The 24801-nt window shown below is 38.8% G+C and carries 25 protein-coding genes; 9 read left to right on the top strand and 16 right to left on the bottom strand.

Annotation, left to right across the window (positions count from 1 at the left end):
• The first annotated feature begins 370 nt into the window (after positions 1–370).
• The 4 genes from M1R56_RS03230 to M1R56_RS03215 all read left to right on the top strand — a co-directional run bounded on the left by M1R56_RS03230 (position 371) and on the right by M1R56_RS03215 (position 4382).
• Complete coding sequence (locus M1R56_RS03230) at positions 371–2623, top strand: ATP-dependent Clp protease ATP-binding subunit (protein ID WP_248034586.1); 2253 nt, start codon at positions 371–373, stop codon at positions 2621–2623.
• A gap of 88 nt (positions 2624–2711) precedes the next feature.
• Positions 2712–3161, top strand: coding sequence for an NUDIX hydrolase (locus tag M1R56_RS03225; protein ID WP_045762885.1), 450 nt, complete (start codon positions 2712–2714; stop codon positions 3159–3161).
• 63 nt (positions 3162–3224) lie between these two features.
• Complete coding sequence (locus tag M1R56_RS03220) at positions 3225–3524, top strand: DUF1827 family protein (RefSeq protein WP_000767183.1); 300 nt, start codon at positions 3225–3227, stop codon at positions 3522–3524.
• Between the two features lie 225 nt (positions 3525–3749).
• Positions 3750–4382 (top strand): GNAT family N-acetyltransferase, encoded by a 633-nt coding sequence (locus M1R56_RS03215; RefSeq protein ID WP_248034585.1) that lies wholly within the window; start codon positions 3750–3752, stop codon positions 4380–4382.
• A gap of 34 nt (positions 4383–4416) precedes the next feature.
• Here the strand turns inward: M1R56_RS03215 and metK are convergent, their stop codons facing one another.
• Both metK and M1R56_RS03205 read right to left on the bottom strand, forming a co-directional pair.
• Positions 4417–5607 carry a methionine adenosyltransferase gene (metK, locus tag M1R56_RS03210; RefSeq protein WP_000003967.1) on the bottom strand — a complete coding sequence of 397 codons (1191 nt, stop codon included), beginning with the start codon at positions 5605–5607 and terminating at the stop codon, positions 4417–4419.
• A 236-nt stretch (positions 5608–5843) separates the two neighbouring features.
• Complete coding sequence (locus tag M1R56_RS03205; RefSeq protein ID WP_248034584.1) at positions 5844–6542, bottom strand: GntR family transcriptional regulator; 699 nt, start codon at positions 6540–6542, stop codon at positions 5844–5846.
• Positions 6543–6682: 140 nt separating this feature from the next.
• On the opposite strand from M1R56_RS03205, the gene guaA reads away from it, so the two are divergent.
• From guaA to M1R56_RS03180, 5 genes are all read left to right on the top strand, one after another.
• The gene (gene guaA, locus M1R56_RS03200; protein ID WP_248034583.1) at positions 6683–8245 is read left to right on the top strand and encodes a glutamine-hydrolyzing GMP synthase; all 1563 of its coding nucleotides are present in this window, start codon (positions 6683–6685) and stop codon (positions 8243–8245) included.
• A 245-nt stretch (positions 8246–8490) separates the two neighbouring features.
• A complete protein-coding gene (locus M1R56_RS03195; RefSeq protein ID WP_004251193.1) occupies positions 8491–9264 on the top strand; it encodes an ABC transporter ATP-binding protein in 774 nt (257 codons plus the stop codon).
• A complete protein-coding gene (locus M1R56_RS03190; protein ID WP_248034582.1) occupies positions 9254–11308 on the top strand; it encodes an FtsX-like permease family protein in 2055 nt (684 codons plus the stop codon). Before M1R56_RS03195 ends, M1R56_RS03190 begins: the two co-directional genes overlap by 11 nt.
• Positions 11309–11340: 32 nt before the next feature.
• Entirely contained in the window at positions 11341–12024 is a 684-nt protein-coding gene (locus tag M1R56_RS03185; RefSeq protein ID WP_049528771.1) for a response regulator transcription factor, read from the top strand.
• A complete protein-coding gene (locus M1R56_RS03180) occupies positions 12014–13015 on the top strand; it encodes a sensor histidine kinase (protein ID WP_248034581.1) in 1002 nt (333 codons plus the stop codon). Before M1R56_RS03185 ends, M1R56_RS03180 begins: the two co-directional genes overlap by 11 nt.
• A 131-nt stretch (positions 13016–13146) precedes the next feature.
• Here M1R56_RS03180 and M1R56_RS03175 read toward each other — a convergent pair whose 3' ends face one another.
• The 14 genes from M1R56_RS03175 to M1R56_RS03110 form a co-directional block, all read right to left on the bottom strand.
• Positions 13147–14490, bottom strand: a complete 1344-nt coding sequence (locus tag M1R56_RS03175; protein WP_248034580.1) for a DEAD/DEAH box helicase — start codon at positions 14488–14490, stop codon at positions 13147–13149.
• Between the two features lie 156 nt (positions 14491–14646).
• A complete protein-coding gene (locus M1R56_RS03170) occupies positions 14647–15342 on the bottom strand; it encodes an alpha/beta hydrolase-fold protein (protein ID WP_248034579.1) in 696 nt (231 codons plus the stop codon).
• Entirely contained in the window at positions 15323–16333 is a 1011-nt protein-coding gene (locus M1R56_RS03165; protein WP_248034578.1) for an ABC transporter substrate-binding protein, read from the bottom strand. The genes M1R56_RS03170 and M1R56_RS03165 overlap by 20 nt, the downstream gene beginning before the upstream one ends.
• A gap of 22 nt (positions 16334–16355) precedes the next feature.
• On the bottom strand, positions 16356–17111 hold the full coding sequence (locus M1R56_RS03160) for an ABC transporter ATP-binding protein (protein ID WP_248034577.1): 756 nt from the start codon (positions 17109–17111) through the stop codon (positions 16356–16358).
• Position 17112: 1 nt separating this feature from the next.
• Entirely contained in the window at positions 17113–18159 is a 1047-nt protein-coding gene (locus M1R56_RS03155; RefSeq protein ID WP_248034576.1) for an iron ABC transporter permease, read from the bottom strand.
• 151 nt (positions 18160–18310) lie between these two features.
• Positions 18311–18925 carry a CadD family cadmium resistance transporter gene (locus M1R56_RS03150; RefSeq protein WP_248034630.1) on the bottom strand — a complete coding sequence of 205 codons (615 nt, stop codon included), beginning with the start codon at positions 18923–18925 and terminating at the stop codon, positions 18311–18313.
• A 323-nt stretch (positions 18926–19248) separates the two neighbouring features.
• The gene (locus M1R56_RS03145) at positions 19249–20586 is read right to left on the bottom strand and encodes an ISLre2 family transposase (protein WP_248034575.1); all 1338 of its coding nucleotides are present in this window, start codon (positions 20584–20586) and stop codon (positions 19249–19251) included.
• Between the two features lie 109 nt (positions 20587–20695).
• Complete coding sequence (locus M1R56_RS03140; protein ID WP_248034574.1) at positions 20696–21022, bottom strand: hypothetical protein; 327 nt, start codon at positions 21020–21022, stop codon at positions 20696–20698.
• A 20-nt stretch (positions 21023–21042) separates the two neighbouring features.
• Positions 21043–21423 carry a replication initiator protein A gene (locus M1R56_RS03135; RefSeq protein WP_248034573.1) on the bottom strand — a complete coding sequence of 127 codons (381 nt, stop codon included), beginning with the start codon at positions 21421–21423 and terminating at the stop codon, positions 21043–21045.
• The gene (locus tag M1R56_RS03130; protein ID WP_248034572.1) at positions 21423–21617 is read right to left on the bottom strand and encodes a hypothetical protein; all 195 of its coding nucleotides are present in this window, start codon (positions 21615–21617) and stop codon (positions 21423–21425) included. The genes M1R56_RS03135 and M1R56_RS03130 overlap by 1 nt, the downstream gene beginning before the upstream one ends.
• A 22-nt stretch (positions 21618–21639) precedes the next feature.
• Positions 21640–21915 carry a hypothetical protein gene (locus M1R56_RS03125; RefSeq protein ID WP_248034571.1) on the bottom strand — a complete coding sequence of 92 codons (276 nt, stop codon included), beginning with the start codon at positions 21913–21915 and terminating at the stop codon, positions 21640–21642.
• A complete protein-coding gene (locus M1R56_RS03120) occupies positions 21912–22730 on the bottom strand; it encodes an AAA family ATPase (protein ID WP_000701737.1) in 819 nt (272 codons plus the stop codon). Before M1R56_RS03120 ends, M1R56_RS03125 begins: the two co-directional genes overlap by 4 nt.
• Before the next feature lie 123 nt (positions 22731–22853).
• Entirely contained in the window at positions 22854–23444 is a 591-nt protein-coding gene (locus tag M1R56_RS03115; RefSeq protein WP_248034570.1) for a hypothetical protein, read from the bottom strand.
• A gap of 14 nt (positions 23445–23458) precedes the next feature.
• Positions 23459–24799: a CHAP domain-containing protein gene (locus M1R56_RS03110; protein ID WP_248034569.1), complete on the bottom strand. Its 1341-nt coding sequence runs from the start codon at positions 24797–24799 to the stop codon at positions 23459–23461.
• Positions 24800–24801 lie beyond the last annotated feature (2 nt).

Below are 24801 nucleotides of genomic sequence, written 5' to 3'. Positions count from 1 at the left end.
AGATCCCGACCTCACTTTTTATTAGCAATCAAACTTTGACGCGGTAGCTGATTGGACTTTTCGTTCGTCTTTTAGACTCCCAAAACTCCTAATCATCTTCGCGAGGCTGGGACTACGAAATCGAGACTTTGTCTATTGATTTCTGTCCCACCGCCTTTCACCAACGAGAATCCTTTTTGTATGACAAATAGGATTTTTTTTCTTACTATCAAGATTTTCTCATGATTAGCGCTCTACTATTTATAGTGCTAGTATCCAATCTTTTTACTTGAATTGCCCAATAATCATGATATAATTAAATTATATACTTGTTTGACTATTTTTGACCTTTTAGATTTAGTCAAGACTAAGAAAGAAATGAGGTGGCGGTATGCTCTGTCAAAACTGTAAAATCAATGACTCAACAATTCATCTTTATACCAATCTCAATGGACAACAAAAGCAAATCGATCTTTGCCAAAATTGCTACAAAATTATCAAAACAGATCCTAACAATAGCTTATTCAAGGGCATTACAGATTTAAACAACCGTGATTTTGATCCCTTTGGAGACTTCTTTAACGATCTCAACAACTTTAGACCTTCTTCTAATAACAACAATATCCCCCCAACCCAGTCAGGGGGTGGATACGGTGGAAATGGTGGCTATGGTTCCCAAAATCGTGGTCCTGCCCAAACCCCACCACCAATCCAGGAAAAAGGACTCTTGGATGAATATGGTATCAATGTAACTGAGATTGCTCGTCGTGGAAATGTTGACCCTGTTATCGGTCGTGACGAGGAAATCATCCGCGTCATTGAAATTCTTAACCGTAGAACAAAAAACAACCCAGTCCTTATCGGAGAACCTGGTGTTGGTAAGACAGCCGTTGTCGAAGGTTTAGCTCAGAAAATTGTTGACGGTGATGTCCCTCATAAACTTCAAGGGAAAGAAGTTATTCGCTTAGACGTTGTTAGCCTAGTTCAAGGCACAGGTATTCGTGGTCAATTCGAAGAACGCATGCAAAAACTCATGGAGGAAATTCGCAAACGCGATGATATCATCCTCTTCATTGACGAGATTCATGAGATTGTTGGAGCTGGTTCTGCTGGAGAAGGTAATATGGATGCAGGAAATATCCTCAAACCAGCCCTAGCTCGTGGCGAACTCCAACTTGTTGGAGCTACTACCCTCAATGAATATCGCATCATCGAAAAAGATGCTGCCCTTGAACGTCGTATGCAACCTGTCAAAGTTGATGAACCAACTGTTGAAGAAACCATTATTATCCTGAAAGGTATTCAAAAGAAATACGAAGATTACCATCATGTTCACTATACTGATGGGGCTATCGAAGCGGCCGCTACTCTTTCTAACCGCTACATCCAAGATCGTTTCTTGCCAGACAAGGCCATTGATCTTCTAGATGAAGCTGGTTCAAAAATGAACTTAACCTTGAATTTTGTAGATCCTAAGGTCATCGATCAACGCTTAATCGAAGCAGAAAATCTCAAGGCACAAGCAACCCGCGATGAAGATTTTGAAAAAGCAGCCTACTTCCGTGACCAGATTGCCAAATATAAGGAAATGCAAAAGACCAAGGTAACGGATCAGGATACCCCAATCATCAGTGAAAAAACAATCGAACACATCATCGAGCAAAAGACTAATATCCCAGTTGGTGATTTGAAAGAAAAAGAACAGTCTCAACTGATCAACCTAGCAGATGACCTCAAGGCTCATGTTATTGGTCAAGATGATGCAGTTGATAAGATCGCTAAGGCTATCCGTCGTAACCGTGTTGGACTCGGTACTCCAAACCGTCCAATCGGTAGCTTCCTTTTTGTTGGTCCTACCGGTGTCGGTAAAACAGAACTTTCTAAACAGCTGGCCATCGAACTCTTTGGTTCTGCTGACAGCATGATTCGCTTTGACATGAGTGAATACATGGAAAAACACAGCGTGGCTAAACTCGTTGGTGCCCCTCCAGGATACGTAGGCTATGATGAAGCTGGTCAATTGACTGAAAAAGTTCGTCGTAACCCCTACTCACTGATCCTCTTGGATGAAGTTGAAAAAGCCCATCCAGATGTTATGCATATGTTCCTCCAAGTCTTGGACGATGGTCGTTTAACGGATGGTCAAGGACGAACTGTTAGCTTTAAAGACGCCATTATTATCATGACCTCAAATGCAGGTACAGGAAAAGCAGAAGCAAGCGTCGGATTTGGTGCAGCTAGAGAAGGGCGTACCAACTCTGTCCTAGGTGAACTCGGTAACTTCTTTAGTCCAGAATTCATGAACCGCTTTGATGGTATTATTGAATTTAAGGCTCTCAGCAAGGAAAATCTTCTTCAAATCGTTGACCTCATGCTAGATGATGTTAATCAACGACTCTCAAGCAATAACATCCATTTAGATGTAACAGATAAGGTTAAAGAAAAACTTGTAGACCTTGGTTATGATCCAAAAATGGGAGCTCGTCCACTACGTCGTACCATTCAAGACTATATCGAAGATGCGATTACAGACTACTACCTTGAAAATCCAAGCGAGAAAAACCTCAAAGCCGTCATGACTAGCAATGGTAAAATCATGATTAAATCAAAAAATAAATTGGAAACAGTTGACTCAAATGACTAATTCCACATACTAAAAGAATGTTCTTACTTGACAGTAAGAGCATTCTTTAATATGATAGAAAGAAAGCGCACACATAAAGGAGAAATTTATGACAAATCCAACCTTTGGAGAAAAAAAAGAGGGTGTAACCTACAAAACTAGATATGGTGTTTATGCAGTCATCCCTGACTCAGCACATGAAAAGATTATACTCGTTCAAGCTCCAAATGGTGCATGGTTCTTGCCTGGTGGCGAGATTGAAGCAGGCGAAGATCATTTTGAAGCTCTCAAACGAGAACTGATTGAAGAATTAGGTTTTACAGCTGAGATTGGCACTTATTATGGACAAGCAGATGAGTATTTCTATTCCAGCCATCGTGACACTTACTACTACAATCCAGCCTATCTCTACGAAGCTACTTCTTATCAAGAAATCCAAAAACCTTTGGAGGACTTCAATCATCTAGCTTGGTTCCCAATCGATGAAGCCATTGCTAACTTAAAACGTGGCAGTCATAAATGGGCAATTGAAGCTTGGAAAAAACAGCATCAAGTTTAAATTAACTTTTCCAATTTTTCCAAAAAGTGCTATAATAGAAATAGAAACACAGGAGGAAAGCCTATGAAGCTCATCAACACTACTAATTCTCACTCAAACCTTGTTAAAAGCCAACTGGAGAGTACCGACGCTACACTCGTAGAAGTCTACTCTGCAGGCAATACTGATGTTATCTTTACTCAGGCACCGCTTCATTATGAAATCCTCATTTCCAATAAACATCGTGCTATTCGCGAACAAGAAATAGAAAAAATCCAAGAATTTTTCTTGAATCGCAAGATCGAAAAGCAAAATATCGATGAAGCTAATATCAAGACCCTCTACTCTGAAAAATTGATTGAAATCTCAATCCCAACAAAATAAAACTTAGCAATATTTGGACAACACTCTAAAAATTCTAACTTTTTAGAGTGTTCTTTGTCTGTCTAATCCGATTTTCTAGAATCAGATTCAGTGTTACAGAAAGAGTTTTTTAACAATCCTTCACTTACTAAATTTGGCAATATTTTTGTAAAAACTCGGTACTTGATCATCAAAACAATTAATTTTACTATTATAATTTACTAACATTAAAAAAGGAGCCCATCAATGGAGAAAATAGTATACAGGAAAGCAAGGCTAGACGAATACCAAAAAATTGGAAAAGTAATAGCCGATAGCTTCTTTGACTATCCATTCTTAACTCTAATCATAGATGATCTCAAGAAACCTGAAAACTATCCTGCTTTCTTAGAACTCTTGGAAAGTCTCCTTACTTGCCTCTATATCAAAGAAGAGACCTGCTTAGTAGCTGAACAAGACGGAGAAATCCTAGCTGTCGCCTTATTACAACAAAATGATTTTTCTATCTTATCTTACTTGCTAAATGGTGTCATAAAACTGTTTCGCTACATTAGCCCACGAAATTTTTTGAAGTATCTTGATCTAGTAGACCGTTCCGAAGAACATTTGAAAAAATCTAATAGCTTTGACTGGTATTTGATGCTCCTTGCAGTCAATCCATCCGTTAAAGGACAAGGAGTGGGCAGTGCTTTTCTTAGAGACGTAGTTGAACCCTATGTCAAACCCAAGGGCTGCAAGCGCTTAGGACTCATTACCAGTACAGAAAAAAATGTTCCATTCTATAAAAAGAATGAATATGTATTACTAGATTTCATGGAATTAGAGTACGGGACTAAGTCCATTGGAAACTGGGCTTTTTTAAAGACTATCAATAAATAACTAAAAAAGGAGTTTATATCAACTCCTTTTTACTTTATTTAACTGCTTCTTTCAAGGCATCAACCTTATCCAAGCGTTCCCATGGAAGATCGATATCTGTACGTCCCATGTGTCCATAAGCCGCTGTTTGACGGTAAATTGGACGTTTGAGGTCAAGCATTTGAATGATTCCTGCTGGACGAAGGTCAAAGATTTGACGTGCTGCTTTTTCAAGCTTGCTTTCAGCTACTGTTCCAGTACCGAAGGTATCGATACGAACAGATACAGGTTGAGCTACACCAATGGCATAAGCCAATTGAACTTCTGCTTTCTTAGCGAGACCTGCAGCAACGATGTTTTTGGCAATGTAGCGAGCTGCATAAGAAGCTGAACGGTCAACCTTAGTCGCATCCTTACCAGAGAAGGCACCACCACCGTGACGTGAGTAACCACCATAAGTATCCACGATGATCTTACGACCAGTCAAACCTGAGTCTCCTTGAGGTCCTCCGATAACGAAACGACCTGTTGGATTGATGAAGAATTTAGTTTCGTCGTCAAGATAAGAAGCTGGAATCACTTCTTTGATAACCTTGTTAATCACATCCTCATGGATTTGTTCATTGCTAACTTCTGGATCGTGTTGAGTTGAAATAACGACTGTATCCACGCGCACTGGCTGGTCATTTTCATCATATTCAACAGTAACTTGAGATTTAGCATCTGGACGAAGATAGCTAATTTCACCAGACTTACGAAGCTCTGCCAAACGACGAACCAACTTGTGGCTGAGTGAGATTGGCAATGGCATGAGTTCTTCAGTTTCATTAACCGCAAAACCAAACATAAGACCTTGGTCTCCAGCTCCAATCAAATCAAGTGGATCTTGATCCGCATTTCCACGAACTTCCAAGGCTTCATTAACCCCTTGGGCGATATCAGGAGATTGCTCTACCAATGATGGATGAACTCCTACTGTTTCAGCTGAGAATCCATACTCAGTGTTGGTATAGCCAATCTCTGCAATCGTATCACGTACCACACGGTTAATATCTACATAGGCATTGGTTGAAATTTCACCAAAAACATGAACTGAACCAGTATAAACAGCTGTTTCAGCAGCAACGTGGGCTTCTGGATCTTGCTCTAAAATAGCATCCAAGATAGCATCTGAAATTTGGTCTGCAATCTTATCTGGATGCCCCTCAGATACAGATTCAGACGTGAATAATTTACGTTCTGACATAAAAATGTCCCCCCTTAAAAAATATTCGTTATAGAGTTACAAAGTACTGGTAGAGAATCGTTAAATGACGTTCACTACCACCTTATCGGGACCATATAACCTAACTATTATAACACGAATCTTTGAAAAATACTCGTATGATTACTATTTTTCTTAATCGGAAACTGTTTTCTAATCTTAACCAAATAAAAACTCTTAAAGTAGATCTGATTTTACTCCAAGAGTATTGTTAAAAACTAATTATTTTCTAGATAAAACTCAAAACGTTCTCCGACGTATTGGCTCTTTACATACTCGAAAGCTGTACCATCATCAAAGTATGAAACCTGAGTAAGCCCTAAAATAGCATGTCCCTTTTCCACTTCCAGATAATGAGCAATTTTTTCCTTGGCTAAGCGAGCATATATAGTCTGGTGAGATTTACCAATCCGATAACCATGTTTCTGCAAGGTTTGAAAGAAGTGCTTGGTTACTTCTTCTTTCTTAAAATTTTTGATAAATTTCTCAGGGATAGAAGCCACCTCGTAGACTACAGGAACTTGATCTGCATAACGAACACGTTCCATCCGGATAATATTTTCAGTAGCCTTAATCCCTAATTTTTCAACTTCTTGCTCATTAGGAATCGTTCGACGATAGGAAATCAGATGACTCGATGGTGTTTTACCCTGTGCTTTTACAATCTCCGTAAAACTAGTTGTTCCACGCATTTTTTCCTGAACACGAGTACTAGAAACAAAGGTCCCACTACCCACACGACGCTCCAAAACCCCCTCCTCGACCAAAAGGGAGATGGCTTGACGCAGAGTCATACGGCTAACTTCAAATTCCTCAGATAAATCTCGCTCACTTGGAAGTCTTTCCCCAATTTTCCAACTTCCCTCATCAATGTCTTTCTTGATTTGGTCGTGGATTTTCATATAAGCTGGTAACATGCTTGCTCACTTCTTTTCTTTATTTTTTCCATTGTACCCTATCTCATAGGGAAAAGTCAAACCGCACTTGTTTGGTTGGTAATTCTAACCCTTTTATGATAGAATATTCAAGAAGATATTTCTTTTAAGAAAGGGAAAAGATGAGCAACATTTCAACTGATTTGCAAGATGTCGAAAAGATCATCGTACTGGACTATGGTAGCCAGTACAACCAACTCATCTCACGTCGTATCCGTGAGATTGGTGTCTTTTCAGAACTAAAAAGTCACAAGATTTCGGCTGACGAAGTCCGTGCTATCAATCCTATCGGGATTGTACTTTCAGGTGGTCCAAACTCTGTTTACGAAGAAGGATCGTTTGATATTGATCCAGAGATTTTTGAACTTGGAATTCCGATTTTGGGAATCTGCTATGGTATGCAGCTATTGACTCACAAGCTTGGTGGTAAGGTTGTTCCTGCAGGCGATGCTGGTAACCGTGAATACGGTCAATCAACATTGACTCACACAGAATCAGCTCTTTTTGCGGGTACTCCAGATGAGCAACTTGTCTTGATGAGCCATGGGGATGCTGTTACAGAAATTCCTGCTGATTTTGTCCGTACTGGAACTTCTGCTGACTGTCCTTACGCGTCTATTGAAAATCCAGACAAGAAAATCTATGGTATCCAATTCCACCCTGAAGTTCGCCACTCAGTACACGGTTATGATATCCTCCGAAACTTTGCCTTGAACATCTGTGGTGCCAAAGGCGACTGGACAATGGATAACTTCATCGATATGCAAATCAAACAAATCCGTGAGAAAGTTGGAGACAAACGTGTTCTCCTCGGACTTTCTGGTGGTGTTGACTCTTCTGTTGTTGGGGTTCTTCTCCAAAAAGCCATCGGGGATCAATTGATCTGTATCTTTGTAGACCACGGTCTTCTCCGTAAAGGTGAAGCTGACCAAGTTATGGATATGCTTGGTGGTAAGTTTGGTTTGAACATTGTCAAAGCAGATGCTGCCAAACGTTTCCTTGATAAATTGGCTGGTGTATCTGATCCTGAACAAAAACGGAAGATTATCGGTAACGAGTTTGTTTATGTCTTTGATGACGAAGCAAGCAAACTAACAGATGTGAAATTCCTTGCTCAAGGAACTCTTTATACAGATGTGATTGAGTCTGGTACTGATACTGCTCAAACCATCAAGTCTCACCACAACGTGGGTGGACTTCCTGAAGATATGCAGTTTGAACTCATCGAGCCTTTAAATACTCTTTACAAGGATGAAGTTCGTGCCCTCGGTACTGAACTTGGCATGCCAGACCACATCGTATGGCGCCAACCATTCCCAGGTCCAGGACTTGCTATCCGTGTCATGGGTGAAATCACTGCAGAGAAACTTGAAACAGTTCGTGAATCAGACGCTATCCTTCGTGAAGAAATTGCCAAAGCAGGTCTTGACCGCGATATCTGGCAATATTTCACTGTTAACACTGGCGTTCGTTCAGTAGGTGTTATGGGAGATGGCCGTACTTACGACTATACCATCGCTATCCGTGCCATCACTTCTATCGATGGAATGACAGCTGACTTCGCTAAGATCCCTTGGGAAGTCCTCCAAAAGATCTCTGTCCGCATCGTAAACGAAGTTGACCACGTTAACCGTATCGTCTACGATATCACAAGTAAACCACCTGCAACCGTTGAGTGGGAGTAGAGTTTCCTATAAAATAATAAATAATACTGCTGGAGCATGGACTACAGTGGTATTATTTTTTTAATTTCAATATTAGGAAAATTTCTCGACTCTCAACTCCTCTTTTTTAATCCTTGAAACCATGCTATAATATAGTAAGTATAGCTCCAATAACCTAATGATAAAGATTTCTTACATCATCCGTAAGTGTTATTCTACTCTGATTCATATTATAATGAAAGTAACAAAAGATGGAGGTGTTTCACATGGAAACAATTTTACGAGTAGAATCATTAAAAAAGCATTATGGAAAAGAGCCGAATATCACCAAAGCCTTGAACGGTATATCTTTTCAAGTTGTCAAAGGTGAGTTCTTAGGGATTATGGGGAGCAGTGGTTCTGGGAAAACAACCCTTCTTAACTGTCTCGCTACTATCATCAAACCAACTGACGGCTCCATTCAAATGCAAGAAAAAGATTTAGGTCAGTTAAAAGGTAGTCAGTTAGCTGATTATCGTGGCAAGGAAATTGGTTACCTCTTTCAAAATTTTGAGCTTTTGGACAATCTGACAGCCAAAGAAAATATTTTACTCCCCTTGTCTTTGCACAAGGTCGATGCCAACGAAAGCAAGGTTCGGTTAGAATTGCTTTCCCAATATCTAGATATTTCTGAACTTCTGGATAAGTTCCCATCTCAATTATCAGGTGGTCAACGGCAAAGGGTAGCTGCTGCGCGTGCCTTGATTTTAGACCCTAAGATTGTATTTGCAGATGAGCCCACAGGAGCTTTGGATTCAAAAAATGCGACCATTTTGATGCAAAAATTATCCGAAATGAATCAAGTGGAAGAAACCACCATTCTCATGGTGACCCACGATTCAGTCGCTGCCAGCTTTTGCAACCGCATCTTGTTTATCCAAGACGGAAAACTATTCCATGAAATTCGACGCGATTATCCAAGAGAAAGTCAAGAAGATTTTTACCACAGAATACTAAAGGTCATGTCTGCACTGGCTGGAGGTGATGGCAATGTTTTCTAAATTAGTCTCAAGAAATAGCAAGAGGGATCGAAAGAATAATGGCTTGTATTTCAGTTCCATGGTTCTTTCTATTATCTCCTTTTACATCATCCTTTCTTTGTCCCATCAAGATGTGATGATCTTTCTCAAACAAATAGAGAGTGACGCTGTAAATAAACTCTTTAGCATGATTCCCATTCTTTATGTAGCAACCCTCTTTATTCTCTTTTTTCTAGTCTACTTCGCAAGCAGTATGCAGATGGAAAGGAGAAAACATGAATTTGGTGTCTATCTAACGCTAGGGATGCGAAGAAGCAAACTGTTCTTGCTGCTCCTACTCGAGGATTTGAGAAACAGTATCCTTGCTCTTGGAATAGGTCTTCCAATTTCAATCTTGATTTCAGAACTGATTAGCCTAATAACCGCTAAAATTGTTGGGTTAGGGATTATTGAACATCAATTTTCTCTATCTACTACAGCTCTATTCTATACAATCATCGGTTTCCTAGCCGTAAAATTAGCTGTCTTTATTCTTTTAAGTGCAAAAACAGCCAATAAGGAAATCGGAGATCTACTATCCTATTCTCCTTCTGGCATGAAGAAACTACTCCCCAAGGGTGTGTACCTTCTTGCTTCTGTCCTCGGAATTTTGCTTCTAGGAACAGCCTATTACTTGGGGATGAGTGGACGAGCTTGGGAAAATGTCATAACAATGGGCATCACTGTTCTCTTGGGAACTCTAGGAACTATACTACTCTTCTTTGGTATGCGTTTGTTTATAGACTTTTTGGTCAAGCTTGGAAGCAATCGAAAACTCCACACCTATAATTTTAGACAGATTCAAGAATTAGTTATCCAGCGCTCAACTATACTGGCTATCTGCTCCCTCTTAATCTTCTCTGCCTTGTGCCTCTTTGGAGCAGGTGTTGCCATTGCAAGTGGCAATTCAGGCAATCAAACCCACGTTTTGGATTATACATTTAGAGATAGCAAACAGGAAACAGATGAAAATCTTGATATGAATACAGTAAAAAAAGAGCTTGAAGCTGCTGGACTGGCATCACAGTTTTCAAAGATTCTACAAATCAAAGTGGGCAAACCGAAAGAACACGAGTCCGTGTCCTTTGAACAGTTCATCAAGGTATTGAAAGAGCAAAAAGAAAGTAAAAACAAGGAAGTCTTAGTCCATAATTTCCAGAAGTATATAAGTTGCCACCTTTTGCCACTCTCTGAATACAATGAGCTTAGAAAGGCTGCCAGTCTCCCTCCTCTAGAATTAACAAACAAGGAAGCCTACTTGTATATGGGAAAAGATTTTCTCCCGGATGATAATCTAGTTAACTCTGTTCTGAAAACAAATCCTCAAATCAAAGTCATGGGAAATGATGTAAAATTGATTGGAGAGGTTCAGTCTTTACCGATTGTAACGGATCGTGAAATAACCATTTCTATAGCCCTCATAGTCCCAGATGAAACCTTTATGAGCTATACAGATGGTCGGTATTCAAATTATGTTAGTGGTATCTTGGCTCCTGAGTTGGTCAAGGAAAAAGGCCTGATGAAAGCTATCTCAGATACCAATAAAAAACTGAATCAAAGCCCTCTTGGCTATGAAAGTTATATACAAAATATGGGAAGACAATTATTTTACATTATCTCTGCCAGCTATATCACCATCTATCTGGCTATCATCTTCCTTGTTGTCGCAAATACAATTATCGGCGTTCAGTTTTTGATGGGACAAAGACAATCCTACAGACGATACCAGACCTTAATCCATCTCGGAGCAAACTACGAAACTCTTTGTAAATCTTCAGAAAAGCAAATCAATTGGTATTTTGGTCTACCAATAGCTCTTGCACTTATCAGTAGTAGCTTCGGAGTGAGCTCCCTCCTCACAGGAATAGTACCAGCCAGTTCAAGAATGGCCATGGGGCAGAAATTTATCACAGCCATGCTGATAATACTGCTGTTAGCTGGATTTGAAGTCATCTATATAAGAATTGTAAAGAAAAATAGCAACAAGTACTTGTTGTCATTAATGGAACCCAAAAGAGATGAATAAGGTAGAATAAAATAGGAAAAGGAGGAGCCGATATGAAGCATATTCTGGTTATTGAAGATGAAGCCTTGATTCGAGATGAAATTGTCATTTTGTTAGAGAAAGCGGGTTATCAAGTTGATAAGTTGACTGACTTCAAAGATACAAGCCAGCAAGTATTGCAATACGATACGGATTTAATCGTACTGGATTTGAATTTACCAGGAGAAACAGGGTTTCAAATTTGTAAAAATCTCAAGTCCAAACGCTCTGTGCCCATATTGGTTCTCACCTCCCGTGAACAACTAAAAGATGAAATTTACGCCCTAAAATTAGGGGCTGACGAGTACTTAACAAAACCTTTCAAGAAAGAAAGATTCTTGGCTCGTATAGAAAACATCTTGAAACGCTATGAAGGTAGACAAAATTTGCTTGAAAAAGATAATTTCCTGCTGGATAGAAATACCTATACTCTTTATATCAACGGACATTCGATTTTACTCCCTCAAAATCAAGGGAAATTGTTAGAAACCTTATTAGTGGCAACTGATTCAGTCGTCACAAAAGAAGAACTAAGTATGAAACTGTGGAATACAACTGAGTTCATCGATGAAAATGCCCTACAAGTAAACATTGCAAGGCTGAAAAAGGTGATGAAACAGGCTGGCATTGCTCTTCAAGTCAAGTCCGTCAGAGGTATTGGTTACAAGCTAGAAGAGGTAAGTCCAGATGAAACATAATCTAAAATATCTAGCTAGTTATCTGCCTTGGTTACTTGTTCTCTTAGCATTTGATCTATTTACAGCTATCCTGCTTTGGCTTTCAGATGTGAGAATGTTTCAAGCTCTCGTCCTTCTCTATATTTTAGCCACCGTCCTGCTTTTTTTCATCCTATCATTCTTACTTATAAGAAAAGAAAGAAAAAAATCCGCTGCTTATAAATCCTTCATAGCCAATCCTAAAATCGATACTGAGCTTGAATTATTGAATTTATCAAGTGCCTCAGAGAAAGAAAGCATTGAAAAAATAGCAGATACACTTTATCAAAAGCAGGCTCAAATAGGAAAACTCAACTCATTACTAGCCGAGTACGAGGACTATGTTGAAAAATGGGCGCATGAGATTAAACTTCCTTTATCGCTTCTTTCCCTCCTTTTAGACAATCAAAGTGACCAACTACCTGAGGATACTGCTTTTAAATTAGACTATGTGAAAAATCAAATCCAAGGAAATGTATCACAGATCCTATTCTACTACAGGGTGAAAAGTGAGAAAAATGATTTTCTATTTGAAGACCTTGACCTAGAAGAGTGTATCCAAGATCTTTTGGAGAACTTTGATCCCTTGCTCAAAGAAAAGAATTTTACGATTAAGTTAGAAAACATACAAGGAATCTGCTACACCGATCAACGCAGTTTTGGATTTATCCTGTCTCAAATATTAGCCAACGCCCTTAAATATTGCTCTGACAAACCAGAACTCAAGATTTCTATGTCAATTGACAAGGGGCGCAAAACCCTGATTATTAGGGATAATGGGTGTGGAGTTAAAGCTTGCGACCTCCCTCATATCTTTGAAAAAGGATTTACAGGTGATTCAGGAGAGACAAGGAAAAAATCAACAGGCATGGGTCTCTATCTTGTCAAACAATTAGCAGATGCTTTAAAAATCGACATCGTAGTAAAATCCGAATGGATGCATGGATTTGAAATCTCTCTTTCTATTTCGTAATTTTTCGATTAAGAAAATTGCCTAGTCATAGAAAGCATATATTTTATATCAAAAAGGAAAGCACTTCTGCTTTCCTTTTTGATATCATAAAAACACCCTGAAATACTTGTCTCAGGGTGTTTGTTTCATTTTTAAAATGTCTGGCGTTTAGCTTTTCGCTCTGCACGTCCACGGGCACGACCTTCTGCTCGCTTGGCTTTGCGACGTTTTTCATCGACCGCCCACTGGATTTTTTTCTTGTAGCCTGGTTTGACTTTTTTCTTTTTCTTTTTAACCAGACCAATCATTTCGATGTCCAGTTTTTCCTGTTTCTTCTCACGATTAGCACGGCGGTCACGGTCATAAGTATCTTGGAATTCTCCGTCTTTGACCATCTTAGGCACAAACTTAATTCCTAATTTCTCTAACTCACGAATATCTGAGTCGTCACTAGGCTGGTAAAGGGTAATGGCTGTACCTGGTAGACCATTACGTCCAGTTCGCCCAACACGGTGAACAAAGAAGGACAAGTCCTGTGGAATAGCATCATTGATAACGTGGCTGACACCTTCGATGTCAATCCCACGCGCAGCCAGGTCAGTTGCTACGATATACTCAAAATCAAGATTTTTGACCTGATTCATGATCCGTTTACGTTCACGAGGAGCAATATCCCCATGAATCTTAGCAACCTTCAAGCCTTGGGCTGTTAGGTAGGTATGCAATTCATCCGCACGAGTTTTTGTATTGACAAAAATCATGGCTAGATAAGGCTGCATGACTTGAGTCAACTCATAAATCTGAGCATTCTTGTCACGACCCTTGGTCGAAATCAACCAGTTATCAATGGTATCTGAGATAACTGTTTTGGTCTTGATTTTTTCCATAACTGGATTAGACAAGTATTTTTTCAAGAATGGTTGCAGTTTTTGCGGAATAGTCGCTGAAAAGACCATAAACTGTAAGTCTTTTGGAAGACTTCCTGCAATCTTATCAACTGTTTCCAAGAATCCCATATCCAAGGTCATATCAGCTTCATCGACTACAAAGGTCTTAGCCTTGTGGATAGCCAAATCGCCTGATTTTACCAAATCATAGATACGACCTGGTGTTCCGATAACAATATGGGGCTGGTTGCTTGCCAGTTTTTCAATTTGGCGGGCCTTATCTGTACCACCAACATAGTTAACAACACGAATTTCTACTTCAGAATGTCCTGCAATTTGACGAGCAGCTTGGTAAATCTGAGTCGCCAATTCACGACTTGGAGCTGTGATAACTGCCTGCACACTATCGCTCTCTTCATCCAACTGTTGGAAAATTGGAAGCAAGAAGGTATGAGTTTTCCCTGAACCTGTTTTTGATTCACCAACCAAGTCTCGACCAGCCAAGACAATAGGAATCAACTTATCCTGCACCTCGGTAGGAGTCGTAAACTTCAACTCCTCCAAAGCTTCTTCTATATATTTTTTAAATTTAAATTTCGTAAATGACATAATATCCTCGATTCTATCTATCTACTCATTATACCACATTTTGATGCATTACAGTTAAACTTTCGGTTTGGATAATCACTCCGAAATGTAAAAACATACCCGATTAAAGGCAAGAAAAATACTCTCTGTCCATCATAAACAGAGAGTATCGCTTTTTTATTTAAGCTCCCATTCTTTCATTAGCCAATCACAAAACTGTTGATAGCGTTGGTCGAGAGCTTCATGATGCCCATAAGCATCAAAGGTGGAATATGTTGAGGGAGCTGCTTCTGAAATCAGATCATGAATGCCTCTAGCAAAAATAGGAGCCTTAGACAGACGATTGGAATGATTGGCACCTTCTATCTGACCATTTTGCAGATAAATCAGACTTTGGTTCTGTATCAAAGTATGTTCCCTGCAAAAGTCTATAAATTCTGGATACCAGAAAGAACCACAGATAGAAAAGATACAGGTCGCAGGAAGATGACTACTATAGAGACTATAAACAGCTGCAAGACCGCCCAGTGAATAGCCACCATAAGCAATCCTACTTTCATCAATCAAGTAGTCCTTTTTCAGAGTTATTAGAATTCCTTGAAAGAGCTTCTGATGGTAGTCGTCTCCCTTCCCACCGAAATCTGGCGCCCCTTCTTTCAACGCACTAGCTTTCCAAGGTGTAAAGTCATCCAGACGATTTTCTGGAATCAAGCCCACCAAAATCACAGATTGGGATAGGTATGATAAATAATCTAGTTCCCCATCATTCAAGAGCACAACTGGGTAGGTTTGTTTAGAGTCATAGTTTGAAGGAAGGCTGACCCTAACCTGAATCCCTTCCCAGTTAAACTCCTTATTTCTTGATAAAGTCATTGATTTTTTCAAGGGAATCAATCACTGCTGGACCGTAGTCCATCAACTCATCGTAAGAGATGGTCATGATTTTTTGATTCTTGATTGCTGGTACATTTTCCAAAACAGCATTTGCCTTCATCAAATCCACTGCTTTTTCATCCAACTTTTGATTGCGGTCGCTGGTTACATAGATAATCAACTCTGGATCCATTGATACTAAGTTTTCCAAGGTCAAGCCAGATGTTCCTGTTGCGACATTTGTGTAACCAAGTTGGTTAAGCAAACTTTCTTGAAGGGCTGACTTGTAGGCACCAAAGGTTTCGTCATTGTAGGCAACCATAATTAAAGCTTTTTTCTTTTCACCCTGTGTTTCTGGGTTGGCTTTTTTAACCGCATCGATTTTAGCTTGCAATTGCTCTGCGTATTGATTAGCCTTGTCTTGGACATTGAAAATGGTACCAAGATTCTTCACATCTTCTACGATATTTCCCAAATCCTGTTGGATATTTGATAGTGAAGCTTTTTGCGTATAAACAGGGATTTTATTTTCATTCCAAGCACTGATAGTTCCCATTGACTTTTCAGAGAACATCATGTTTCGTCCCATCAAGGCATCTGGTTCATAAGAAAGAACCGTTTCTTGTGAGACTGATTTCTTATCCCCAATATGAGGGATAGCTTCAATTGCTTCCTTGTATTTACCAGTTACGGCATTATCAGGATTGAGCATACCGGCAATTTTATCCTTCAAACCAAGTTCAAGTAGGATTTCAGTTGTCGAAAGATTGTTGGTGATGACCTTTTCAGGGGCCTTTTCAAAGACTTGTTCGACTTCGTTTCCTTTGGCATCATAAGTTTTGATGGTTACGGGATAGCTTGTTTCTGTAGTAGATTTTTGACTTGTCTCTGCGCTTGATTGTGTGGTAGCTTTTTCTGTTGTACTATTTCCACAAGCTGCTAAAGTTAAGGTAGCTACTGTTAGGAGCAAAATACTGAGTGATTTTTTCATGTTTTGTTTTCCTTTTCATTTTTTATAAATAGTGAATCATGGCTTGCTGGTCTTCCGTCCAAGTAACCCTACTTTGGACACCATAGACAGCCTGCAAAGACTCAGGAGTGATGGTCTCTTTTGGAGTCCCTTGGTAAACAATCTCTCCTTCTTTCATTAGATAGAGATAGTCTGAATAGCGACAAGCTAGCTGAATATCGTGTAATACTGCTAGTACATTGATATTGAGATGTTTGACAATGGTTAACAAGTCTAGCTGGTACTTGATATCCAAATGATTGGTCGGTTCGTCTAAGAGCAGGAGAGTCGGTTCTTGGGCCAAGGCGCGTGCCAACAAAACCCGCTGCTTCTCTCCTCCTGACAGAGAAGAGTAGAGTCGATTTCTATTTTCGAACATATCTACCTTGACCAGAGCATCCTCAACCAAGGCAAAGTCTTTTTCTTTTTCCTTTTGTAAGAAAGCGAGATGGGGTGTTCTGCCCAGCATAACAATTTCCTCAACCCTACAATCAAATTGTAACTGATTAAACTGCGTGACGACTGCCATCTGCTTTGCCGTTTCCTTGACGCTCATTTGTTCCAAGGGTTTCCCATCTAGAGAAATCAAACCTTGATCAGGCTTTTCCTGTCGATAGAGGAGTTTCAGCAAGCTAGTTTTCCCACTTCCATTGGGTCCCAAAATGGTATGAAATTGCTTGCCCTCCAGTTTGAGCGACACTCCTTTGAGAATTTTTTTCTCTCCGATTCCAAAGTGAATATCCTGGCACATTAAGTCCATATCAGACCTTCACCTCCCCTCGTCTACTTCCAACCATATAAATAAAGAAAGGAGCACCTACTAGAGCTGTGAAAATCCCAATCGGCAGTTCAGCATTTTGAATCAAGACACGAGCAAGAACATCTGCCCAAACAACAAATAGTGCGCCGAGCAAAGTAGCTATCGGAAAAAGTCTTCTGTAATTTGTCCCCACCAAGCTTCGTGCCAAATGAGGTGTGATGAGACCAACAAAACCAATAATCCCACAAGTCGATACCAAGATTGCTGTCATTATAGCCACAATCGTCACATAAAGATACCAGTAAAAACGTAGGGGAATCCCTAAGGTCAAAGCCGCCTCATCACCCATCATCATGGCATTAAAAACACGATATTGGGTAGAGAAAAATAAAAAAGCAATTCCCACGATTATAGTTGGCAAGGTTAAGTGAGCCCAGGAAGTCCCCGCTAAAGAACCCATGGTCCAAAACTTGATGGTCATGACACTATCAGCATTAGCGCCAATTGAAATAATAAAGTTTGAAAAAGCCAAAAATAGTGCATTCACAACTGTCCCTGATAAAATCAGGCTTGAAGTTGTCATCCTGCCTTGCATGGAAGCAATCAGAAGGACTGCAACTGTTGCCACAAGCGCTCCAAGGAAAGAGCCCAGACCAATCATGACCTTAAACCCGAGAATGATGCTCAAAGTCGCACCAAAGGTTGCCCCAGCTGAAATTCCTAAAACATAAGGTTCTGCGATTGGATTATTGACTGTTGACTGCATAACGCTACCACACATGGAAAGGCCTGCACCAACTATCAAACCAAGAAAAACCCGTGGTAATCTCATATTCCAAACAATAGCAAGTGTAGACTTCGAAAGGTCTCCTATATCCAGAGGGGCCCCCATCTTACTTAAAATAATTCTATAAGTATCACTCAAGCTAATCTGAACAGACCCCATAGAAACAGCTAGAAACAGAGAGACACCCAAAGCTCCGAGCAACAGAGCTAGGAGAAAAACATATCGCAGGTTTTGATGGCTTCCAGAAGATTTGGAAATCATGAAACCCTCCCTTAATAAAATTAAAAATTTAGACAATTTTCATAAATAGTATACCACATTTCCAAGGCAGGAACAAGGCTAGAAAAATGCACACAAAAAATCCCTCTGAAGTCAGAGGGTTGATTTGATCTTGGGCTAAAATCCAGAAAAACTAAAAAATCTCCACGATTAGAAAAGTCTCTATCGTGCCATTTTCATACATGATGTATAGTCCAAGTAGAATGAATACTAAGGGCACAATGATTCGCTCATATTTTTCAATTGTCTCGGATATTAACGGCATAGAGGATAGCACACGACTAAGCTCGCAAAAGATAATTATGCCGATTGCAAACACAAGCAACGCCACGAGTGTCTGTGACCAATCTAACGAAGCAAAATAAGGTATATAGATACCTAAATTATCTCCGCCAGACGCAATTGTCAGCAATGTAACTGTCCAAAACAGTTGATTTGCCTTGCTTTGTTCAAATCTTTCAATAATTTCTTCCTCTTCTTCCTCACCTTCTCCAACAATTGCAAAGCGAATCCCTAAATAGATAGGGATTAAACCAAGCAATCCAACCATCCATGCTTCAGGCGCGAAATTGACGACATAAGCAGCAACTAAACTCGCCCCTACAAGTAAGCCTGTGCCTAGATATTGCCCCGCATAGATATGCCATTTCTGTTTATTCTGTGATAGCTGTGCAAATAAAATAATTAAAATAATTAAATAATCGATACTGGTGGAAATATAAACACCAATAGCAGTATGCGGTAGAATTTTTTAGAACGCCTAAATACATATATTTTTCAGGAGAACATCACCGAGTTTAAAAAAAGACTGAACAAATTTCTTGCTCAGTCTTGACATTGATACACTTATTAGGTATCATTAATTAAAGACTGAGTAAGAAGGTCGGTTTCTTACTCGGTAAGGCGAGAAGTGTTAGCGCACTTTTCGTCTTTTTTTATTCGATTAATTTAAGTAAATTATAACACATTTTTACACACCGCGCAAGCATTTTATGTTTGATTGTAGCACAAAAAGACCTTTTTTACAAAGGTTATTGTTATATAACTTTTTATGTATTTTGTTATGTACTTCTATTGTTTTCGGAAGTAGGATAATCTTTTGCTATCAGGGTAACATTGATATCTAGATGTATTCTCTTTATCAGTTTTACTCATTCTCTTTTTAATGGTAGATGCAGAAACTTCCTCTAAAGAAATAAATTTTTCATAATCTTCTCTCCAGTTACCAAAGAATAATTCTCTCAAGGAATCCTCATAATTCAAAACAACAATTCGACTCATCGTTTCAGCTCCAGCAAGAGTCCAGTACATCCCCCTTTTTTTCATTCTATAAGTGACCTTACGATGCTGACTCTCCATTATCCCGATTCCTGCATGACTGAATCCTCTCTGTTCAGCTGGTTTAGTATATTGGAAATTTCTCAATATTTTACTCTTGAACTTCTCAAATAACTCTTGTTCTTCTTCTGTCTCGATGTAACTTTCGCTCGTATCTAGTACAGTTCTCATTAACTGCTTATCATGTTGCTTAATCGCCTGGAAAGCTCTCTCTAATAAGTCTTCAGAGTAAAATTTCAGATAATTCTTCAACTCCTTATTTACATGATACTCATCCCAAAAATGTTCGTGTCGTTTAATACGTAAAACCTTTGCAATTTCTTTGAAAACATAGGGTGTATATCCACGACCTCCATCAGAGTTCGTAATCAATAAAGTCTGATCCGTAACTTCGTAATTATTGAATAGATAATCGATTACCTGCTCCCTCACTAAGCGATTATCAAGGCCAATAAATTCTTTTTTATCCTGGAGTTCAAATCGATTGCTGCTAACTTTCTGGCTTCCTGTATGAACTACAAAATGGGATAAATCGTAATGCTTATTATCCGTCTGTGTGTCACGTGCTTTAACCATCACACCATCACCCTCAATATAAATAACCTGGGGTTTTCTTTTGCTAACTTCTGTCCCCTCTTCGTAATATCGATAGGCTTCTTTTTCCTCTAACAACTTCTCACAAATTTTTACAGCTTTTACTACAATTGGCTTTGTAATAGAGATGTGATAAGTCAATTGGATTACCTGAGTTACTTTATCATATGGCATTAAAGTAGATAATTTAGCTACCTGATACATAAATTCCCAGGAGAAACGGACATTCTTCTGAAGTCCTAACTTTTCATCAACTGGAATTACCCAATGATCTCCTTTTTTCCAACGTCTTCTTCTGAAAGTAAACTCACCAAATGTGAAAGCGACGGTACGCTCCATAGAATGAATACAGGTATAGCCCTTTGCTTTCATGACTGGAATCATCTCCTCATCATACCTAGAAACAAAGTTATAAAATTCTTTTGCATTTTGAAATAGCAATTGATTTTTTAGTTCTCTCTCATCAAAGAAAGCCATTCAGAATCCTCCCTTATTAAAATTATGATTATTTTAATAAATTTTAACCTGAATGTTCAAATAATCCTTTGTTCTGTCAAAAAAAGAGCCTATCTTTTCAGATAAACTCTTACTTGTCATACCAGGGGTTCTCTCTTTTACTAAAATAGGATTTGCTCATGTCAATAGTGAATATAGCCATTGGAATCAAAATGATACTCCATAGAATTGTCACAATTCCATCTGCAATAAAGGAAAAGTCACCTGTAAAGTGAAGCCCAAAATACAATAATAATACAACTGGAAAGAAAGCTGGAGCGAATTTTAAAACGGCCAACCCTAAAACAATTATAAACACCATACTAAGACCAAATGTCTTATAGAACATATATACAGCTATAGCTCCTAGAAAAATAAAGAAGAGCTGAACAAGTCTTTTAACATCAACGAAAATCATTATAGATTCCTCCTACTTCATCAGTAATATTTTAAAATCTTATCTGTTAGATAAATTCTATTAGGTAGATTGGCCCCTTGGTGAACTTCTTCAATTAAACCATGATTCTTTAGCTTCTTTTTCAAAGAAATTACTTTACTTTTACCTGACTGAAGAGACTCCATTAGCTCCTCTATAGGGTAACATACAAAAGTATTTCCGTTTTCATCATATGCTTTTAATTCAAAGTCAACCGCTCCTCTTAAACGATTTAATAAAAGCATGTAGAGAAAAATGCCACTACTTTTCAAATCATTAAACTGTGGATTATCTATTATTGGACGAGGAAGAAAGAATTGTCCTGAATCTGTTGCTGCTGAAGAAAATTCTGGAATATCTGATAAATTTGATAAGTATTTCATTATTCCTTCTCCATTTCAAGTGATTTTTCATCTGAACTGGAGATATTAGACTCTGCCTCGTGCAACTTTCTAAGAAGTTCCTCTTTCTCTATCTTTTTCTTTTTTTTCATATCATGAGTATAATCTTTCTCTAGTTGTGGTTCTTCATCGTCATTATCATTTTTCTTCTTTATTTCTTTACTAAAATCTATCATGAAAATCATCCTTTCTAATATCTCATTGCTTAATTTTTCTCTGCATCTTTTCCCATTCTCTTATAATCAGATTCTCAAGATAAGATGAAGCTGATTTTTCACCGTGATACTCTACTAAAGCATCTAGCATATCGTATCGAACATTATGATGCAGAGAGAAAGGAAAACGTTGCTTTTTGTTATAGCTTTCAGGAGACTTTCTAGCCTCCTGATTTTGTTTTCTCGACGAAGGAGTCTTTTCTCTCTTTGGTGTACTCTGGAACGTTTGTTTTACTTGTGCGAATCGATTCTCTGTCATGCTACCTCTCCTTCTAACACACTCAAAATATTTTCATATACGTAGTTTATATTATCATAAAACTTTTGATGTGTCTCTTGTTGGTTAGCTGTCATCTCTTCATGCTGCTCAAAGACACTCTGACTGATTACAAGACTCTTGGCCATGAGTTCTTTCTCCTGGATAGATCCCAAGTAAGCCTGATCTTCTTCAACAACTTCTAAAAATTGTTTACAGGTGTCTGTTACATTGTTTCCAACGTACTTAATCTTATTTCCAATAAGATAAGGTTCTGCTTTAACATAGCTTTTCTTGGTAATAACTTCGATAGCTTCGCTCTTAATGAAGTCTACAAAATTTTTCAAAGATAACCAGGCACGAAAACCATTAAGAGAGGCATCAGAAACAGCCAAGACAATATCTGATACAGCAATAAAATTTGCTGTAACTAAACTCTCATCATTGTGCGTATCAATTAGAATGACATCAAATTGCGCTTCTAACTCTTCGTAATGTTCGCTAAACCACATAAACAACTGGAGATACTTGTTGTTTCGACTAGCAAGATCTAACTGCTCATCTGTCAAACGCTCATCGCCACAAATCAAACTGAGATTTTCTGATATTGGAACAATTTCATACTCTCCAGTTGTAAATATATCATAGACCGTTTTCTCACATTTTACATCAAATGTTCTTGTCAAATTACATTCCCAAGCTCCATCAATGAGTAGTGTTCTAAGTCCCTTAACACGTGCCAACCAATCCCCTTCATTAAAAGTATCTGTAGTCTTACCACCGCCACCTTTTCCTAAGTTTGTAGTCTGAATCTTCATGATTCCCTCCTTGGATAATTGTATATTTTGTTATATAACTTTTTATATACTTAATTATATCCAAAACAACTTTATTTGTCAACATAAAAGCACAAAAAGTTATATAACTTTTTGTGCAACTTGTTATCCGTATGTACCACCTATATTTCCGCCAACATAGGCTTTTAGCTGGATTTGTTGAACCGTAGTATTGAAATTTCCAACGAAATAGCTGTTCTCTTCTCCATTTTTAGTTAGAACAACCAAAAATTGAATCACATCATCTGATTCAGTTGGCATCACTTCCAATTGTTCAGGTTGAAAATCATACTGATTCGTCAGAAGAGCCATCGCAAAGGTTTGAATCATCGCATTCTGTGTCATAGATAAATGATTCTCAATTGTTCCCTTGACATTTGGCAGAAAATTCGTCTTTTTTATATCTGCTACTGCTTCTTCAAAGGCTTTTAACACTTCCTTTTTATCTTCCAGTGCTGCCTCTGCATAGGGACGTTCTAGTTTTAGCTTAGCTGTCCGATAATGCTTTTCATCTGCTGTTTCCTCTTTGGAAGACGGTTCGTTTTGAGCAGTTCCTGAAGAACTCACCTGAGCTGGTTCCTCTATTTTGGTTTGTTGAGATGGTCTGAAACTCGACACAATCCCTATTCCTGCCAAAATCAATAGAACACCTGCTACAATCGATACAACCATATTCTCTTTTATCCAATCAATCATCTTATATCCTCCTTTTAATTTGAACTTAATTTAGCTTCTCTGTCATCTGGATAAGCAAAAGAGATTACCTGTTCTTGCTGTTGTGATTTAGTCCAAATACGATAATTCCATGTATATGGAGTTTTGAACTGATCCCAACCACTCAGAGCTGTATTTTGTTCTACAAACAAGATGGAGCCATTCTCAAAAACATGACATACAATTCCAGTATGCCCATATCCTCCGCCTCCTACCTGTGAAGAAAAAATAGCGCCTCTTTTAGGTGTATTCTTAACTGAATTTCCAAATATTGCAGCCCATGCAGCCGCTTGATCTTTCCCGTTTCCCTGTACTGATCCAGAATGGCCCCATAAGTGATTTCCCATGCTAATTGTAAGATTCACACATTGACCAGCATCCTCGTCATTTCCAGGATTGTACCATCCTGTAGACTTGGCATAATCCATGCCTAAGCTCTTAGGATCAATAATGAATGGTTTCAAGCTATCTGGTAAGTCTTCTGGTTTATACCCCCACGCAGTCGCATCCGAAGGGACAGTTCCCGTTCCATCGGTACTGTTACCTGACTCTCCACATCCACTTCTTTCAGCTGAAGTAGATACCGCACTATCTGAAGAACTGATATCTTGTGCACTGGATCCTTCATAAGGTTTCTCGCCATGAGCAGCAATAGCTTCCTTATCAAGCCACTGATACTTCGTACCTAGCTTTTGATACATATCAGTTAGTTTGCTCTTATAAGTGCCATCTGTAGCCCATCCACCATTTGCTATAGCAGATAAGGTTGCAATACCATTTATATTGTTTATAGCCCCTTTATAAAGTGTCTGGTGAGCCATAAACTCAGCTTTCCCTACAATTCCTGCATCATAGCTAGAGAACCAAGTATAAGATCCCCCTGTACCGTCTCCAACGTTTGCTCCAGGCTTTGTTCCTGTGAGATCAATACTGTCTTCACCATACGTCGCAATAGTGACTGGAAAATCGCTTTTTCTTGAGGTTTTAACACCTCCCATGTTATGAGCCTTCCAGAAGGAAGTGCCATTAGGATTCGTAAAATTGAAGCCATTCTCTATCATTGTTTGAGTGATAGAGGCTGAAGGTAGGAAACCTCCTGCCTTCCAAGACAGGATATAGGCTTCCTTATGCTTTTTTACAAAGTCATCGATGGAACCATCAGCTGAAGAAACTGTTGAGTCGCTGGTTGAAGATGTTGTTTCGACGGCACCACAATCATTTCTTCCATTATTAGTTACAGCTCCCATTATCCCAACTAACATGGTTATCCCAACATTGATAATTAATAGGAGAGCCACAAAAGGAATGAGGATCTTCAGTTTAAATATTTTTTTCATGG

The organism is Streptococcus sp. oral taxon 431 (genome assembly GCF_023115445.1).
In the GTDB taxonomy this organism is placed as follows: Bacteria; Bacillota; Bacilli; order Lactobacillales; family Streptococcaceae; genus Streptococcus.
The sequence above is the reverse complement of the archived record's forward strand: the minus strand, read 5'-3'. Positions and strand labels throughout refer to the sequence as shown.

Bases quoted from the DNA above. Each gene is read 5' to 3' on its own strand.
- M1R56_RS03230 (WP_248034586.1), top strand. From the start codon at position 371: ATGCTCTGTCAAAACTGTAAAATCAATGACTCAACAATTCATCTTTAT.
- M1R56_RS03225 (WP_045762885.1), top strand. From the start codon at position 2,712: ATGACAAATCCAACCTTTGGAGAAAAAAAAGAGGGTGTAACCTACAAA.
- M1R56_RS03220 (WP_000767183.1), top strand. From the start codon at position 3,225: ATGAAGCTCATCAACACTACTAATTCTCACTCAAACCTTGTTAAAAGC.
- M1R56_RS03215 (WP_248034585.1), top strand. From the start codon at position 3,750: ATGGAGAAAATAGTATACAGGAAAGCAAGGCTAGACGAATACCAAAAA.
- metK (WP_000003967.1), bottom strand. From the start codon at position 5,607: ATGTCAGAACGTAAATTATTCACGTCTGAATCTGTATCTGAGGGGCAT.
- M1R56_RS03205 (WP_248034584.1), bottom strand. From the start codon at position 6,542: ATGTTACCAGCTTATATGAAAATCCACGACCAAATCAAGAAAGACATT.
- guaA (WP_248034583.1), top strand. From the start codon at position 6,683: ATGAGCAACATTTCAACTGATTTGCAAGATGTCGAAAAGATCATCGTA.
- M1R56_RS03195 (WP_004251193.1), top strand. From the start codon at position 8,491: ATGGAAACAATTTTACGAGTAGAATCATTAAAAAAGCATTATGGAAAA.
- M1R56_RS03190 (WP_248034582.1), top strand. From the start codon at position 9,254: ATGTTTTCTAAATTAGTCTCAAGAAATAGCAAGAGGGATCGAAAGAAT.
- M1R56_RS03185 (WP_049528771.1), top strand. From the start codon at position 11,341: ATGAAGCATATTCTGGTTATTGAAGATGAAGCCTTGATTCGAGATGAA.
- M1R56_RS03180 (WP_248034581.1), top strand. From the start codon at position 12,014: ATGAAACATAATCTAAAATATCTAGCTAGTTATCTGCCTTGGTTACTT.
- M1R56_RS03175 (WP_248034580.1), bottom strand. From the start codon at position 14,490: ATGTCATTTACGAAATTTAAATTTAAAAAATATATAGAAGAAGCTTTG.
- M1R56_RS03170 (WP_248034579.1), bottom strand. From the start codon at position 15,342: ATGACTTTATCAAGAAATAAGGAGTTTAACTGGGAAGGGATTCAGGTT.
- M1R56_RS03165 (WP_248034578.1), bottom strand. From the start codon at position 16,333: ATGAAAAAATCACTCAGTATTTTGCTCCTAACAGTAGCTACCTTAACT.
- M1R56_RS03160 (WP_248034577.1), bottom strand. From the start codon at position 17,111: ATGGACTTAATGTGCCAGGATATTCACTTTGGAATCGGAGAGAAAAAA.
- M1R56_RS03155 (WP_248034576.1), bottom strand. From the start codon at position 18,159: ATGATTTCCAAATCTTCTGGAAGCCATCAAAACCTGCGATATGTTTTT.
- M1R56_RS03145 (WP_248034575.1), bottom strand. From the start codon at position 20,586: ATGGCTTTCTTTGATGAGAGAGAACTAAAAAATCAATTGCTATTTCAA.
- M1R56_RS03140 (WP_248034574.1), bottom strand. From the start codon at position 21,022: ATGATTTTCGTTGATGTTAAAAGACTTGTTCAGCTCTTCTTTATTTTT.
- M1R56_RS03135 (WP_248034573.1), bottom strand. From the start codon at position 21,423: ATGAAATACTTATCAAATTTATCAGATATTCCAGAATTTTCTTCAGCA.
- M1R56_RS03130 (WP_248034572.1), bottom strand. From the start codon at position 21,617: ATGATAGATTTTAGTAAAGAAATAAAGAAGAAAAATGATAATGACGAT.
- M1R56_RS03125 (WP_248034571.1), bottom strand. From the start codon at position 21,915: ATGACAGAGAATCGATTCGCACAAGTAAAACAAACGTTCCAGAGTACA.
- M1R56_RS03120 (WP_000701737.1), bottom strand. From the start codon at position 22,730: ATGAAGATTCAGACTACAAACTTAGGAAAAGGTGGCGGTGGTAAGACT.
- M1R56_RS03115 (WP_248034570.1), bottom strand. From the start codon at position 23,444: ATGATTGATTGGATAAAAGAGAATATGGTTGTATCGATTGTAGCAGGT.
- M1R56_RS03110 (WP_248034569.1), bottom strand. From the start codon at position 24,799: ATGAAAAAAATATTTAAACTGAAGATCCTCATTCCTTTTGTGGCTCTC.